Source organism: Pseudomonas sp. JL2, from assembly GCF_031570495.1.
GTDB classification, from domain to species: domain Bacteria; phylum Pseudomonadota; class Gammaproteobacteria; order Pseudomonadales; family Pseudomonadaceae; genus Aquipseudomonas; species Aquipseudomonas rhizophila.
The window spans coordinates 85,396-102,041 of sequence record NZ_JAKUDH010000007.1 but is presented as its reverse complement, the minus strand read 5'-3'; the positions used below and the strand labels follow the sequence as shown (position 1 = coordinate 102,041).

The window sequence follows — 16,646 nt, the reverse complement described above, 5'->3', positions numbered from 1 at the left end:
TCAAAACGTCGCTTGCAGGTTGAAATGCAGGCGCGATTCCTGTTTCGAGGTGTTCGGCCCTTCGAGCAGCGGGTAGCCCCAATCGAGGCTGCCGGACAACCATTTGCTCAGGCTCGCGCGAGTGCCGAGGCCGACACTGGCCAGGCTGTAATCCGCGTCCTGATCGGGCAGTTCGTCGCGCAAGTACAACTGCGCTCCTTCGGCGAAGGCGTAGAAGCGCCACTCCTGGACATAACTGCCGAGGAACTTGGCAATGGAAGGTGTACGCAACTCCTGGGACAGCAGGTAGCCGTCATCCCCGGTACGCTCGGCGGCCAGATAACCGCGAACCGATGTCGCGCCACCGGCAGAGAATTGCTCGTTGGAAACCAGCGGCCCGGACGCCAGCTGGAACGCGGCTTTGGACGCGGTCTGCCAGTCGTTGGCGAAGGTGAAGGTGTAATTGCCGTCACCCTTGAGCACCGCAAAACTGGGGCTGGCGCGGTAGCGCTTGTAGTCGAAGTCTTCGTCGGAACTGCCATAGCCCAACAGGCTGCGGGTGCCCGCCACCAGGCTCAGGCCAAGGCCCAACTGGCTGTTTTCGCTGTAGCGAAAGCCGTTGTAGGCGAAGGTGAACGGCGCGTACTTGAGCGGCACTTTGTCGCTGGCGCCGCCCAGATTCAGCTCTTCCTCAAAGTCTTTGAAATCCACGCCAACGGAAAACGTATTGGCCCAAGCGGCGCTGGACGCCAAGGTGTAGATCGCCGAGACACCGTACGAATGGCCCCTGCCCAAGACGTTGCTGCCACCGATGGTCGCCACGTTGCTGTCGGACTGGTAACCGGAGAACTGCACACTCCAGTGCTCGTCCAGCGGTGCGGTATAGGAGCCCGACCAGACCTTGGCGTTTTCGGTGTCCTGGGGCGCGGTGAAGAAGGTCAGCGAGAGGCTGTGACCCAATTGCCAAAGGTTGTTGTAGCCCAGGCTGGCGACGCTGCGCAGCTTCTCGGTGTCGGCGCTGTAATCGTTATTGAGCCCCAGGCTGGCTTGCCACGGGTTCTGATCCTCGACCTGCAAGTCCACATCCATAGTGCCGGGCCGCTGGCCCTCGCGTACCAACGGCATGACCTGGCGCCCCGGGGTCTTGTTCAACTGCGCCAACTCGGTCTGGACCTGGGCGAAATCGGGCACCTCGCCTTCCTTGAGCGCTGGCACGTCCTCGCGGATCTCCACGGGCGAATAATGCTTGGCACCCACCACACGGACTCGGCCGACCTTGGTCTCGCTGACCTGCAGGTAGACGATGCCGTCTTCGACTTTCTGCTCCGGCAACTCGACGAACACCGATTGATAACCGCGCGCCTGATAGGCCTTCTGCAGCGCCTCCCGGGCCCCCTCAATATCGCTCAAGGCCTTTTGCGGGCCGAGGAACGGGTACACCGCCTCCTCGATGGCCCGGGCATCGAGCACGGTGTTGCCACGCACGAAATACTCGTTCACGTCCACCAGGCGGGCCGGGGCAGATTCGACCTCCTGCCGCGCTTGCGCGGCGAACGCCGACGGCCCCCCGACCGTCAACAACAACCAGCCCCACAGCGCTGGTCGCGATTTGAAGAAATGCTCCACACCACCCCCTGAATTCAAAGTACCGTTCAATTGCTTGCAGTCGATGTCGTGGCGTGCCGCGCCAGCCAGGTGTGCAGCAGCGCGAAATTCAAGGAGAACTCCGGCATTTGCAGCAAGGCACCGCAGAACACTTCACCGATTATTTTCTGGATGAGCCTCACGGCCCGAGCATCGCCCAGCAGCGTGGCGAGGTCTTTGCTCAAAACGTCGAAGCGCCAGACCTTCTGGTTCAGGTCCAGGCCGACGAACCAACGGAACAGCAGGTTGTAATTGAGTTGTTCGTAGAGTTGCTGCTCGCTGGGCACCGAATAGAGCAGTTGCAGTAAAAGGATGTGCATGACGGTCTGCGGTGCGATCAGCATCTCGGCGCTTGCTGTGAGGCCTTGCAGCACGTCGCGGTGGTCGTCCAGCAGGTCGTCGATTTGCGGACGCAGCAACACCAGTGAATGGCCTTGCGGGATGTAGCTGGACACTTCCTTGAGTGCGCCCTGCCAGTCATCCTGGGAAACGATCCAGACCCACGGTGCGCCGTAGCGATACACCGAGACCGGCTGCTTGCGCGCCGCCTCGACGATCTTCGACAACCGCTGGTCAAGCTCCTGCATGCCCACTTTCGAATAACGTTCCATAGTTCCCATCGCCTCACTCCCGGCTGCCTGCCCCGGTTCCAAACGACCTTGCAGGTCCCCTCGAACACGTCACACAGGCTTGACGGGAATGGCGATGTGCTACCGAACTTTTGTCATGAAAGCTTCATTTGGATGGACGTCGATGGGAACTTGAGCGCGGCTCCCGTGGCGAGGGAGCTTGCTCCCGCTGGGCTGCGCAGCGGCCCCAAAAAGGCTGCTGGGGAGTATCTGACACACCGCGGTGATTGGCTTGGGGCTGCTGCGCAGCCCAGCGGGAGCAAGCTCCCTCGCCACAGGTACTGGGTGTCCAGCAACCCTGTGGGAGCGAGCCTGCTCGCGATGCCGGCGCCTCGGTGCCAGCCGATCGCTACAAACTCAACCGCCCCCGCTCTTCCTCGGTCAAGCGCTGCCGGGTCTGTTCATCCAGGGGGCCGGCTCCCAGCACTTGCACCGGGCTGGCCGGGTCGTAGGCCCGTGGCGTGTCGCGGCTGGCACCGTCGCGGGACGGGGCCAGTTGCTCGGAGCCGAAGCTCACCACCTGCACGGTGAACACCGACGCCTGGTTTTGTCGCGCCGCGTTCTGCTGCTGGCGCGCCACGTCTTCCGCCGCTTGTGTCGCCGAGGACGCCGCCGAACTGGCCGAGGTGATGGCCCCGGTGTTCACCGTGGCCGCCAGTGGTACACCGGAGGATTTGCCCTGGGTCTGGATGTTGGCCGCGTTCACCACGGTCAATGCCGCGATGTTGACGTTGCCCGACACCCGGATCCCCGCCTCGCCCGCATCGATGGTGCCCAAGGGCGCGATCAGGTCAATGTCGCCCGGCGCCACTTCGGCAATCGGGTTGAGCGTGGCGATACCGGCGCCGGTGCTCGGCACCGACGGCGACAGGGTCACGTTGCCCCAGCTGTCATACAAGCGCTTGGGCGGCGTGTAGACCACGGTGGTCTTCGAACCGCGACCGGCGTTGATATCGCCCTGGGCCGACCAGCCGAGAATCGAACCGCCAAAGGTGGTCATGATCCGGCTCTGCCCTAGTAGAATGCTGTTCTGCGCATACAACTGGATATCGCCCTCACCCTGGGTAATGACCCCGGCGGTGGACGGTGGTGCGTTGCCTTCGATGCCGAACGTTTGCCCGCCGCCCGGCGTGAGCATCTGGATGCCACCGCCGAAATCGGTGTGCACACCCGCCCCGCCGAACATCGTGATATCGCCCTTGTAGGTGATCGCGTTACCCGCCACATCCTTGCTTGGGAACAACAAGTCGATAGCCTCCCGCCCGCGCAGGTAGCTGCCCTGGCGCACGCCGCCCACTTCGTTGTACTCACGACCACCGGCCTTGAGCTCGGCGAAGTACACGTCGCGGGCAAACACCCGCTGCTGCTCGGCCGGTAGCGCCGCGAAGTAGCTGCGGGCCTGCTCGGTGTCGCCGCTGAAGCCGAAGCGTTCCTTGAGCCAATCCACCAGTTCCGCCTCGTAGGTCTTGGCGACTTTACCGTCCTGGTTCGCCAGGGGCACACCGGTCAGGGCCTGGTTGGCCGGGTCCAGGTACGCCTTGACGAAGCGCTGGTAATCCGCGCCGTTGAGTCCCGCGCCGGCTTGCAGCACCAGGCTTGCGCCAGGGCGCGAATCCCCCGGCACCACAGCGCCGATACTGTTGATGCTGACCTTGTCGTCCATCCGCAGATTGCGCCCGGCGGTGATCTCCAGCAGGCCGGGACCGGCGACGTTGAAGTTGCTGTAAAGGATGTCGCGCCCGGCCGAGACGATGGAGATGTCGGTGGAGTTGTTGTGGATGAAGAGGTTGCCGGTGCTGGTGTAGTTCCCTAAGTAGAAGTCGCTGGTCAGCGAGCCGCCCAGCGGTATACCGCTGCTTACAATGTCTCGTCCGGCCTTCATCCAAACGGCCCCCATACCTTCGAAGGAAATCTGTCCGAATCGGCCATCGTTCTCAGAGGTGTACCTCATCGCTCGTCCACTCGCGACTGCCAGCAAATCGCCTGTGAGCGCATAAAAGCGAGCAGGATCCGTGTTGCCGGCCCACTCGTTGGAGGCGCTGCTGGTATCGAAGGTAATCAACGGTAAAGTATCCGCGCTGGGAGGCACACGATTGGCATCAGCGGAGAGATTGCTGACCACCACACTGCCATTTACGAGCCCGGCAAAGGCTGGGCGCAACGGTGTCGCCAGGGCCGCAGACGATGCACCGGAACGACTGACCGACATATCGCCACCGTAGATGGAATCGCCGGCCATGAATTGCAACTCACTGTTGATGCCAGGAGCGAGCAGCAGGGCTGGACGATCGTTGCCGTTGTAGCCGGTTCCATCCCATACCGAGGATTGGCCATAATAAAGACTGCCATTGGCCGCCACAGCCCTCAGGATCGACGGGTAGACCACGGCTAAATCCGTGGCCGTCGCGCTAACGAAAGGCGTCAGGTTACCTCCCGACGACCACAAGTCGATCGCCGTGTTGGCGGTCCACAACGTAAACCAGCTGACACCCGATCCGTTGGTCGCACCACTTTTGAAGGGCGAAACGCTCATCATCGGCGCCCGGCCCGGGTCTGCTACGTCCATCACTACCAAGTCGCCCGAAGTGCTCAGATTGAACGTGGCATCGCCCGGCATCAGGGTCAGCCCGCCTGTTGGCAAGCTTCGCGTAGCTCTGAAAGAGTCATAAGCGCGTGTTTCTCCGGGAGACTGTACCGAAGCAACGTTGCCATAGCGCAGGTCGATTCGACCGATGGCACCGCTATCGATCTGCGCATGCCCCCGCAGGTTGATGACCGCGCCATTGAGATGCCCGTTCACGAACAGGCTCTCGGGATTCAAAGCACCACCCACACGCAGATCAAGATCACCACCACCGGTCAATTGCAGGCTGCCATCAGCGCCCACACGCCCGGTGCTGCCCACGGCAAGAACCAGTCCTTGGCTGCGGCTGTTGCTGATCGGCACAAGACCACTCCCTGCCATTTGATCGAGCACCCCCGCATCGCCGGCCACCTGAACATTCAGGTTACCGCCGCCTAGAGTACCGAACCCCGTAAACCCGACCATCAAATCAGCCTTGCCGTCCTTCGCGGCAGTGTAACTGCCAAAATTGATCCACCAAGCGGTGGGTTGTGCCTGCGTGCCGGTTGCGACTGAGCCATTGCCCTGACGCCACAGCCAATTGCCGACGTTGACCGTATCGTAACCAACGTCTCCCCCATTGGGCCGCCCCCTATCCGTACTCGATACGTCCAGGCTATTACCGGTCAGATTGCCGCCAACCTTCAAGCTCAGGTTGCCGCCAAAGTCCGGGTACCAGGCACGATAAAGACTGTTGCTACCACCATCCACGAACTGCTCGTTTTCACCTAGTGCATCATTGAGCACCTTGCCCGCCGCCCCCAGCGCCTTGGGCTGATTGTACGGGTCGTTGGCATAAGTCTCGCTGGCTGAACTGCCGGCGGTGTAGACGCCGTACAGAGAATCCATTTTCAGATCGCCCGCCGACAGCAGCTCAAGGTCTGCCGCTCCGGTGCGGATCACACTCCAACGTTGGCTGCCTGCCTTGTATTCCGTTTGCCCAACAGCGGTGCAAAACGACGGGGTGTCGTCACACATTCCAGGATAGGCAAGGTTTTCGAAATCAATCGGTTGACCCACGAGGTCTGGAACCCCGAAGTTTTCCGCCCCTTCCTCCGTCCAGACAAAGCCGCTACTGGCCTTGCAAAACGACGGGGTATCCTCACACATCCCTGGATAGGCAACGTTCTCAAAATCAATGAATTTACCTGCCAGGCTCGGATCTCCGAAATTTTCCGCCCCCTCTTCGGTCCACACCAGCCCCCCCGCCCCGGCCTTGCCAAACATGCCGTAGTGACTATCAGCCAAATGAAGATCTCCACCCGCCAACACAGGCTGCACAACCCGGCTGTCCGCCGCCTGCGTATCGGCGCCGGCCACCAGGCGCAACGACCAGGACTGCGAACCCTCGGCCAGCATCGGCGCAATGGCCCAGTTGCTCCCCGCCACTTCCGGACGCAACTGCACCGACTCGACACCGGCCGGCAACTTGATGTCGGTACCTGAAGGAATTTTCGAACCCACACTCAGCGCCAGGGCCCCGCTGAGACGCAGCACATTGGTCAAGCCGTTGCTCGCGCCCGCAATGCCTGGCAAGGCAACGCCTTTTGGCCAGATCAGGCTGCGTATTGTTGCGCCGCTGCCCAGCAGGCTGCCTACCCCCAGCACCGTGCCCGCCTCCAGGGTCTGGGTCGAAGCCAACAAAGTGCCAGCGGCGAACAACAGATTACCCGAGGCGTCATGCACCGCCGCAGCCAGCACCGTGCCCGCCGGCAGCACCAGTGGCTGATCAAGCGTCGCCGCCACCGGCAGGCGTGTTCCCGCCGCCAGGGTCGCGCCCTTAAGGGGTACGTCGAAGTTGAGCACCGAGCCCGCTGGAAACGCCGTACCATCCGCCAGGGTCACACCGGTACCGGGCACGACAATATCACCCGCCGCGAAATCAATGCCCGGCAACAGCACCCAGCCCTTGTCGTCGTTGGTCGCGGGCGGTTGGGCGAATCCGTCGGTGATGCTGCCATAGATGTTCAGGTCACCCCCGGCGCGCAGCGTCAGCGCACCCGACTCACCGGAGCCGTACACGGCGGTTTTACGAGTATGCGGATTCACACTGGCGTAGCGATAACCGGACAGGTCCAGGTCACCCCGCACCACCAGATCACCGTCGGCCGTCGCGCTGACGATCTCCACACCGGGCCGCAGGTGGAACGCATCGGCATATCGAGCATTGTTCAGACCGGCGAGTTTACGTTGCATCAAATCGCCGTTGGCCAGCGCCGCGTTGATGAAGGCAATACTGTCCTGGTGCTTGCCATCCAGGTACGCCTGGTCGATGACCTGATAAGGGCGTCCGCTGGCTGCCGGATCGCTGCCGTAGGCTGCGTCGTTGTACTGCCACATACCGTTGACCGCGATGGACCGGGCGCCCTGGATATCCAGGCTACCGCGTGCATCGATGGCAATGTCGCCCTGGGTCGGAATCGAGCCGGCACGCCGTGCATTGAGTTCCAGCGTGCCACGGGCACGACCATCGTGCTGCCCGGCAGGCGCTGCGGTGCCATGACGCAGATCGATGCGTGCACCGTCGGCCAGGGTCAGCACGCCGTTGCGGGAAGTCAGGTCAACGATGGCACGGTTCGGCGAATCGATGATCTTGCCGTAGCTGTCCACCCGCAGACGATTACCGTGGGCGTCAAGCACCGCGTTGCGGCCCAGGGTCAGGGAGCGCCCGGCCGCGAGCCGGATGCTGCCGACCCGCTCGCCGCTGGCGTCCACCTTGCCGTTGACCAGCAGGCTGCCATTGTCCAGGGACACGTCAATGGACGAGGCCTTGAGTTCGTTGCCGATCACCAGGTCGCCCTGTTTGAGCTGGAAGCTGCGGGAACCGAACAGCTGTCCGTCATTCAACCGTTGGTTCAAGGCCGCGAACTGCTCGCTGAGGTTACCGCTACCGCCCAGGCGCTGGGCCTGGATCTCCACGCCACCGGCCAGGTACGGCATGGCTGTGCCGCCGGCGTCATATTCGCCGGTGCTGCTGCCGAGAATCCGCCCTTGCAAATCGACCACACCGGCCGCGCCGTCCAGGGCCACCGCACTGAGCCGGCCAGCCTGGTTGTTGCGCGCCGAAAGGTCGATGCTGGAACCAGCAGCCTGGCGGATGTTGCCGCTCTGGCTTTGCAGGATCACCTCGCCACCGGCGCTGTAGCGTGTCACATCGTTGAAGGTGACGGTGCGGCCCGCCACGTCGATCAGTGCCCCATCGGCCAGGGTCAGGTCATCCGTCGCGCTCAGGGTCAGCTTGCCGCTGGGCAGCATCACCGCGCTGGCAAGGTTCAGGCTCGCGCCTTTGATGGACAACTCGCCCCCAAGCCCGGAGACATTGCCCGGCTTGGCGCTTGTGCCCGCTACGTTGACCGCGCCGCCTGCGGTGATGCGGTTGACCGAGCCGGCTTCACCGGTCAGCAACGGGGTGAGGATATTCAGGTTGCCGCCGCTGTAGGCGTAGCCCGTTTTCGCGTCATAGGCCCCCTGGCGTTGATACACCGCCAGGCTGCCTTTGTGGTTGGCGGTCAGGCGTTCGCTGGCGCTAAGGTTGACGTTGGCGAAGCCCAGTGCAAGACGGTCCAGGGTAGTGATCGAGCTCGGTTGGGCGAAATCGCCATAGCCGAATTCGATGCGCTGGGCCTGGATGTCCAGGCGACCGGCACCGGTGCCGGCCCCGCCGGCAATCACCGAACCCGGCGCGCCAACGGCGCCGTTCCAGATCAGGTTGGCGGTGCGAATGGTCGCCACGTCGTTGACGCTGCCTGCGCCATAAATGGCCGGCGTGCTGAGCATCAGGTTGGCCAACCGCGACTTGCCCGTCGCCGGGTCATAGGTGTCGAGACTGACAGTGCCGTAGAAATTCAACGCCTCACGCGCCGACAGTTCCAGGGTTTCCAGGGCCGGGGCGCCGTATTCGGTGTCCCCGCGCAACAGGCGATCGAGTACCGTCTGGCTCAGGGTCAGACCGGCCGGCAAGACCTGACGCGCCGCTGCGTCGCTCAATGCCGGGGCGGTGCCGACGTTGATATTGCTCAGGGCCAGGGTCAGGTGACGGGTGCCGTAGCGCACCTTGTCGTCCAATTCCAGGCTCCCTCCGGTGGCGGCGACGATGCCGCCCTCGGAATGAATTCGGGTGACGCCGCTGCATGGCGTCAGGCTGCAGCCGCCGATGTTGATGGAGCCGCTGCTGCCCGATGAGGGTGCCAACACGTTGAGCAAGCCGTTGGAGGCGGCCAGCAAGTTCTGACCACTCACATTGAGGTCATAGATAAAACCGTCATGGGCATCGTAGGCAGCCGCGCCACGACCAATGGTATTGATGGCGGCGCCTTGTTCCATCGACACCTCGCTGCTGGCCAGCAGGAAAACCTCCGGTGCCGCCAACGTAGCGCCTTCACGCAAGATCACTCTGGACGAGGTTCTACCTCCACTGCTCGAGGGCGTGATGTAGTTTCCGCTCTGACCATAGAGCGTCAAGAACTGCCCGCCAATAACCTGACGCGATGCATTCAAGGCATTCAGGCTTTCGGCATTGAGGGTCACGCCCTCGAAGCCGGCCGTGGCCCCGCGCCCATCGGCAACGACCTCCAACGCCCCATTACCTCCAACCACCGTGACGGTACCGCCGTAGCCACCTTTCTGAGGCGCGAACTTGCCGATGCCTTTAAAGGAGAACGCCTGATCTCCCGCTCCTGGCGCGAGTTTCAACTTCAAAGTCTTGGCGTCCACCGGCAACAGGGCTCGTGGCACGCCCAGGCGTGCGGCATCGGCTACAGCGAACTGGGCGTAGCTGGTTTCGTTGTACTGCGAATAGCGACGCAGCACATCGCCCGAAGTCAGGATGACCTGGCTGGACAGACTGTTGCGCTGCCCGGTATTGACCACCGACAGCACCCCGGCGGTGGCCCAGGAGCCGTTGCGCATCTGCAACGCACCCGCCGTGGAACCCTGACCCGCCAGACCGTTGACCTCGACCCGGAACGCCCCCGGCAGCAAGGCATAGGTGGACGGCATCAGCGTATAGGTACCGGCGGCCAGCCCCGGTACACCGGCGCCAATGGTGATTTGTTGTCCGATCCTGGGGTCCACTGCGCCGCCCTCGGGAGCCACTGGTGCGTATGCACTCTGGTTGCCCGGCACAATGGCGTAGACCGGGTTGCTGGCCAGGCCCGGTAAAGTAAAGCCGCCGTTGGCACCGATTTGCACCAGCGGGTTGAAGCGCGCGTCGGTGGAGCCGCCACGGCCGGAAATGAAACCGGCACCCAGCAGATCACCGCCACCCGAAAGATCGAGTACCGAGCCTTCCTGGGCCGCAACAGACTTTCCGCCCAGAATCACACCAATATTCAGATCCCCGTTGCCATAGGAGATGGCCCCTTGCCCCAGAAGCACCACCTTCTTGCCCGCGTATTCATAACTCTGACCATCGACGGTACCGCCGTAAGGCAGAACCAGACCGAGGCCACTGACTGAAGTGAGGCTGTTCGGCAGCAAGTCCACTTGGCTAGTGATGCTAGTGCCGTCGTTGGTGCCGACCTCAATCAACCCCAGCGGGGCCCGAACCACCCCCCCCTGCTCGATATTCGCACTGCCCAGTTGTAAGTGACCGAATGCCGAATAAGGTACCTGAGGCGTCACCTGGGTAGTCCGCCCGATGACCAAGCTGCGCGCCGGGTCGTAGGCAGAGGTGCCACTCAAGCTATACCCCGCCAATACCCGAGCCCCGACCCCGGTCGCCGGATACAGTTGCGCCGCTTGCAGGATCATGTCCGAAGGAGTCATTAATTGCGTGCTAAAGCCCGTAGGCAATCCTTCGCTGGAGAATCCCGCCAGGAAGCGCAAATCACCACGGCTGCTTAACTGGACCAGGTCGAACCCGGCGCGCTCCAACTCGACCGTGGTGCCATTGGCCTGTCTCAGCGTGCCTTTGCTGCTGAATCTCACATTGCCCTGTACATCCAACAAGTCGGCGTTGACGGAAAGCACCGCCTTGTTCGCAAGTGGCGATACGTCGCCTTCGATCAGCGGTCGGGTATAGGAATCCATATTCGGTAGACTGGCCGCCGGCCCCGCCAGCAGCAAATGAGCTGCATTAAGTTGAACACGGGTGTCGGCTGGCGCGGCTGTGCTCAACCCGAAGCTACGCGCATATAGGCTCAGGCTTTGGCCGAGGGACAACGACACGTCGCCACGGATACTAATAATGCCGTTACTCAGCAGAGACAGGCTGTCGAAGCCGCCCGCCTGGACCTGGTCCACACCCAAACGCCCATGACCATAGATCAACGAATCCGCCGAGGCCTTGGCGGTGTCGCTTAGCGGGCTCGCCTGGGCGGTTTGTCCCAGCACCAGTTCACGCACCTGCAAGACCCGGTCATTGACCGCGCTTTTCAGGTAATACGGTGTCTCCAGCGCCACCGACAAACTGCCCCCTGCGGCCCCCGTGCCACCGGAACGGGCGCTGAATTCGCCGTCCAGGTACAGACCATTGGCCGACGCCAGGGAAATACTGCCACCGTTGCTCGTCACCGATGTGCGTCCCTGGCCAGGAACATCCAGCATTGCCTGGCTGCCATCCGCTTGCAGGCGTGCCCCCTCGCGCATCACCACGAACAATTCCGGCGCCGAAGCCGATCCTTTCGCGACATCAATCTGACCACCAATGACAATCTCGCCGCCGTCATGCACCAGGCCATAGGTCTGGCCGCGCATGTCTTGGGCAGTCACGGCCCGACTGGAGACATCGATCAATGCTTGCTCGCCTAACCAGATGGAGCGTCCATGGCCTTGGGCATTGACCGGGTTGCGAACTGGGTTGCTGACGCTCAGTTCGGTGAGACTGACTCGTCCGCCCCAGGCGTTGAGGGTGCCGTTGACGGTCAGTTGACCGATGCTGCGCAAGTCGATGCCTTGTCCCGGATCGACGCTGATCACGCTTCCACGCCCGATGTTCAATACCGTGCTGGCCATGTCTGCCGCGCTGGAGTTCGCGGTACCGGCAGTGAGGCTCAGGCTCGCGCCGTGGCGCTGGGTGAGAACACCTTTGATCGCATCTTCCTGATACAGCTCCGGCGTCCAGCGCTGCAAGGCATCAGCCGGCTCTGCGTTGCTGCCGGTAGTCAACGCCTGCTCGCCGAAACGGTACACCGGCATCGTCACATCGACCCGGGTCCCATCGGCCACCGTCAGGCCTTCGTTGCCGGTGATGTCATAGGCCGAGAAACCCTTGTCGAAAAAGTCGCCGTCCAGTTGCAACGTTCCCGGTTCCAGTGGCGAGCCACTGTTGCCGATCAGCACTTTGTTGGCCGCCAGCTTCAAGGTCCCGCCACCGCTCACCCCGGTGCCGCGCAGTTCACCGTCCAGGTTCAAGGCGCCGTTACCGGACGACGCGCCGGTACTGGCGGTCAGGGTCAAGTCACCGCCCTTGCCACCGCGGGTCTTGCCATCGGCCATGACCGCAGCACCGGAGCTGACGTCGATCAGGCTGCCCTGGCGCACATCGATATCGCCACTGCTGCGCACAGACACCGTACCGCCATTGATGAACGGCAGACCTTCACGGTCGTTGCCGTCGAGCAGCAAATTGCTCCACCGCCCAGCGGTGTTCAACGTCACGCCTTCGCCCAACGTGACCGCTGCACGCTGACCGGTGGCAGGCGAAAGCACGACGTCTACCATCTGGAAATTATCGGTTCTGACCTGTTTAAGCACGTTACCCAGGGCAATGCGACCGCTGCGGGCCGTCAGGTCGGCGTTCACTTCCACCTGCGGCGCGTAAAGCGTGATATCACCGCCATCGGCCACGTTGAGCGCGCCGTCGACTTTGATGCCTTGCGCCGCTGCCACCTTGACCGCGCCGAGTTGGAAGCCATTGAGCAGCTCATTGTCCAGCACCAACTTGCCTTGCCGATCAGTGCCGACCACCGAGGTCAGGTCAAGGCCCGCAGCAATCTTGTCGTTGACCTCGCCGACGGTGACCTGATCGAAGGTAGGGTTCAGGGCACTGTTGATCACACCGCTGGCCTTGTCGTAGATCGGCGTGTAACTGCCCACCAGCAACTGAGCCCGCCGGGCCACGGCGTTTTGCGATTGCTGGTAACCGTCGAGGTTGAGGTTCGGTGCCTGGTTCTGGCGTTCGCCCTGGTAGACCTCGCCGACGATCTGGCCTTCCAGCACCGCGTTGCGGGTCGACACCACCAGCTTGCCGGCATCGCGGCCAACGGTGTAGCCGGCCTCAAAGCGCTCGCGGGGGGCGATCAGTGGGTTGTAGTAGTAATCGGTCTGGCCCCAGCGTTGGCTGTGGTCTTCGTAACCCTTGTAGATGCCGCTGTAGAGGATGTCCCCCGGCGCCTTGGACAATTCATACAAGCGCCCATTGGGGCCCCTGAGCCAGGACTGCCGCAGGTAGCCGCTCTGCACATCCAGGGTACCGCCGGACAGGTTCAACTGCGCCGCCTGCTGGGTCACCACGTCGTTGCCGGTGAACGTCAGCGTGCCACCTTGGGCGGCCCATTCACCCATGCTGTGGCCCCGTGTGCCCAGGTAGCCGCCGACTTCCAGCAGCCCACCCGCCGTGTACCAACGGTCGGTGGCATAACCGTTGGTGCCCGCCGGCACGTAGATCAAATCACGCACGTCCACCCAGACATCGTTGTTGGTCAACTTGCCGCCCTCGCGGTTGACCGGTGCGTCACGCTGTTCGTTGCCCTGTACGTTGACCTTGATGGAGTTGGACTCCATCGCCACCTTGACGCCGATGGCGCCGGACACGTCGATCACCGCACCATCGCGCACCAGACTGCGACCGGCGGCGCTGACCGCGACCTGACCGCCGGTGGCCAGGGTGATGGAGCCGTTCTGGAAGTCGACGCTGCCGCCACTGACGATCTCGACCCGCGACTGGTCGGTGCGGTCGACCACGCTGCTGAGGTTGTTGAACCGACCGGTGATCAGGTTGTTCGGCGTACCGTCCAGGCCGGCGGGCCCGGCATTGTATTGGCTGTCCAGGGCACTGCCGCCGCCGGCGTCAAGCAGCACCGCCGTGGCACTGCCCTGCCCCAGGGTGACGCTGCCGGTGCTGTCGCTGAAGGCGTTGAGCAAGTGCACGGTGCCGCGGGTGTCCACCGAACTGCTCGCCACCGCCACGCCATTCTGCTGCACATTGTGCCCGGTGAGGGTGATGTCGCCGGTGCTGGCCTGGATCAGGCCGCTGTTGATCACCGTGCCGGCGCTGCTGCCCGGCTTGAGGGACGTCGCGACCTCGTTGCCACGGGTGGTGGAACGCGGGTTACCGCTGGTGCCCTGACCCCGGCGAATATAAAAACTGTCGCCCGCTGCCAGGGTGGTCTGGCCCTTGGCGGTGATGATGGAACCGGCGTTCTCCACTTCCGAGCCCAGCAGCAAGGCATAGCCGCCCCCGGCGGTGGAGGTGGCGGCGCGGTGGGTCTCGATCCGCGCACCGCGCTGCACTTCGATCTTGCCGGCGGCGTCAGTGAAGGTCGGCTGGGTGCCAGTGGCATCGACGTACAAGCCGCGCTGGCTGAACTGCTCGTCGCTGACGTTGGCCGCCACCGCCGCCAGGTTGCGCACGTTGACCTGGCTGCTGCCGCTGAAAATGATGCCGTTGCGGTTGACCAGCATCACCGTGCCGTTGCCCTTGATCTGGCCCTGGATCTGGCTCGGTCGCGCTTGAGGGTCGTTGACCCGGTTGAGCACGGCCCAGTCCGACTGCTGCTGGAAATCCACTGTGGTATTGCGGCCGACGTTGAAGGTTTCCCAGTTGAGAATCGCCTTGTCGGCGGTCTGCTCGATCTTCACCGTGGTCTTGCCGCCGACCTGGGTCTGCTGCGGTCCCTTGGCGTTGAGCCAGCCCTGGGTCAGGCTGTTATCGACCTTGAGCCCGCCCTCGCCCAAACCGTCGGGCACGGTCTGCACCTGCCCGAATGCGGCTTGCCGCCCCGCAGCCTGGGCCGCCTGCTGGGCCGCGATGGCGGCCACGGTGTTGTTGAGGTTGGTTAGCGAACGCTGCAACTGCGCATTGGCCCGTTGCTGTTGCGCCAGGGGTGGCGGCATGCCTGGCTGCGCGGTCGTAGGTCGCCCCGCGCCACCGGCCTGAGACGCGCCCTTGGCGGCAAACCAGGCCGAACTGAACGCCGTCGCCGCGTGGGCATTGCCGGCCACCATCAGCAGGGCAATGGCCTGGGCCAGCGGCTTGAGCCGCAACATCGACAACTCGCCATCGCGACGGGGGGCATTCAGTTTCGTCTGAGGTTTGCAGCGCAGCATCCTACTCATCCTTTCGGTTTGCTCTAAGGGGCACAACGCAGTGCTATCAAGCTGCCAGCGTTGGTTATAGGGGTTAGGCGGTTACAGCCGCTCGGGACCGAACGGATGTCATGAAAATTTCATGTGGCTGTGTTGGCGCCGGTGTGACGCAAAAATCAGCAACGGCTTGCACCGTTGCTGATCGGGTGTTGCAGGTCGCTCAAGCGTAGGCTTACAACGGACGACCGACGCTATTGCAGACGTTGGTGTTGCCGATGCTCAGAGCGTTAGAGGCGGTCAGGAAGCTGCCGCGGATCGCGGACTTCCAGGCGCCTGGCAGCGGCACGAAACGGTTGGCGGTGATAGCCGCGTCGTTGCTGCTGGCAGCAGTGGCGTTGTAATGGCGAGTGAAGAAGTCACGCACTTGCGTGGTTTGGGTGGCATCGGCGTAGCACTGGCTGAAGATCACGTTAGTGAAGCCCAGGATCGGGTAGCCGGTGGTTGGGTAAGCCACAACGCTTGGATCGCTAGGGTTGGTGGTTGCAGCGAATACCGGTACCCAGGCGTTCGGGTTAGCGCGGTTGGCGGCAGCAGGCACGGTGACAGCTGCGATTGCGGCCGAAACGTTGGCCGGGGCTGGGGAAACACCGGCAACGCGAGCGACCTTGGTGGCGTCGTCCAGGCCGGCCAAGGTGGTGGCGGCGTAATCCGGGCTCATGTAGGTGATGCGACCTTGGGCAGCATTCACCGCATCCATCACAGCTTGGCTACCAGTGGCGGCTACGGCGCCGGCTGGCAGACCAAGGCTATAGCTGGAGGCGAAGTTGGTGGTGATGGCGAAAGTGCCGGGCACAGCGGGTACAGCTGTAGGGCACTTGGCGTTCAGAAAGCGGGTGAACAGTTCGGTAGTACCGCTGCTCTCAGCACGATAAGTCACAGTGATCGGGCCGGAACGGCCGGAACCGGTGATTTGGTTCCAGTCAGTCAGCGTGCCGGCGAATACGCCGCACAGCTGAGCGACGCTGAGGTCAACGTTGGCGGTGCCGGTCTTGTTGAAAGGAATGGCAACCGAAGTGGCGACCGAAGGCACCTGGATCAATGGGCCCCAGGCGGTGCCGTGGTTGGTGACGTAGGCGTTCAACTCAGCCTGGGTGAGCTTCGAATCGCTGCCCGCCCAGTGCACGTTCTTGCTGGTGTCACCAGGCACGAAACGGGTGTAATCGTTGTTCAGGAAAGCGGCCTTGCCAGCACCGCTGCCCACGCCAATGTAAGGGGCGAAACCGGCAGTCAGGACGCCGGAAGTCTGGTACAGCGGCTGAGGCAAGGTAGCGCCACCACCGTTGACATCAGCCATGGCGGCCTGAGCGGCGCAGAGGCCGGCGAGGGTCAGGGATACCGCGAGAACGTTGCGCTTAAACATGAAGAATCTCCTTTCATCGTGTTCGTACGTAGGTTGGGTGACGCGTGCTTGCCGTCATGGCGCTCGGTCCTGTGCCGATGGCGATGGGGTGAGGCCATGGGTT

At 63.0% G+C, this 16,646-nt stretch carries 4 protein-coding genes; all 4 read right to left on the bottom strand.

Features of this window, described 5'->3' with window-relative positions; all coding sequences use genetic code 11:
- Window positions 1-1,557 carry a ShlB/FhaC/HecB family hemolysin secretion/activation protein gene (locus MKS85_RS12045; RefSeq protein WP_409078011.1) on the bottom strand — a complete coding sequence of 519 codons (1,557 nt, stop codon included), beginning with the start codon at window positions 1,555-1,557 and terminating at the stop codon, window positions 1-3.
- Window positions 1,558-1,631: 74 nt separating this feature from the next.
- A complete protein-coding gene (locus MKS85_RS12040; protein WP_047228943.1) occupies window positions 1,632-2,234 on the bottom strand; it encodes a transposase in 603 nt (200 codons plus the stop codon).
- Window positions 2,235-2,601: 367 nt separating this feature from the next.
- On the bottom strand, window positions 2,602-15,144 hold the full coding sequence (locus tag MKS85_RS12035) for a filamentous hemagglutinin family protein (protein WP_310662906.1): 12,543 nt from the start codon (window positions 15,142-15,144) through the stop codon (window positions 2,602-2,604).
- A gap of 211 nt (window positions 15,145-15,355) precedes the next feature.
- Window positions 15,356-16,543, bottom strand: coding sequence for a substrate-binding domain-containing protein (locus tag MKS85_RS12030; RefSeq protein WP_076385228.1), 1,188 nt, complete (start codon window positions 16,541-16,543; stop codon window positions 15,356-15,358).
- Between the last annotated feature and the right edge of the window lie 103 nt (window positions 16,544-16,646).

What these genes read in the sequence shown, in the direction of transcription:
- MKS85_RS12040 (WP_047228943.1), bottom strand. Translation starts at nt 2,234, where the DNA reads ATGGAACGTTATTCGAAAGTGGGCATGCAGGAGCTTGACCAGCGGTTG.
- MKS85_RS12035 (WP_310662906.1), bottom strand. Translation starts at nt 15,144, where the DNA reads ATGCTGCGCTGCAAACCTCAGACGAAACTGAATGCCCCCCGTCGCGAT.
- MKS85_RS12030 (WP_076385228.1), bottom strand. Translation starts at nt 16,543, where the DNA reads ATGTTTAAGCGCAACGTTCTCGCGGTATCCCTGACCCTCGCCGGCCTC.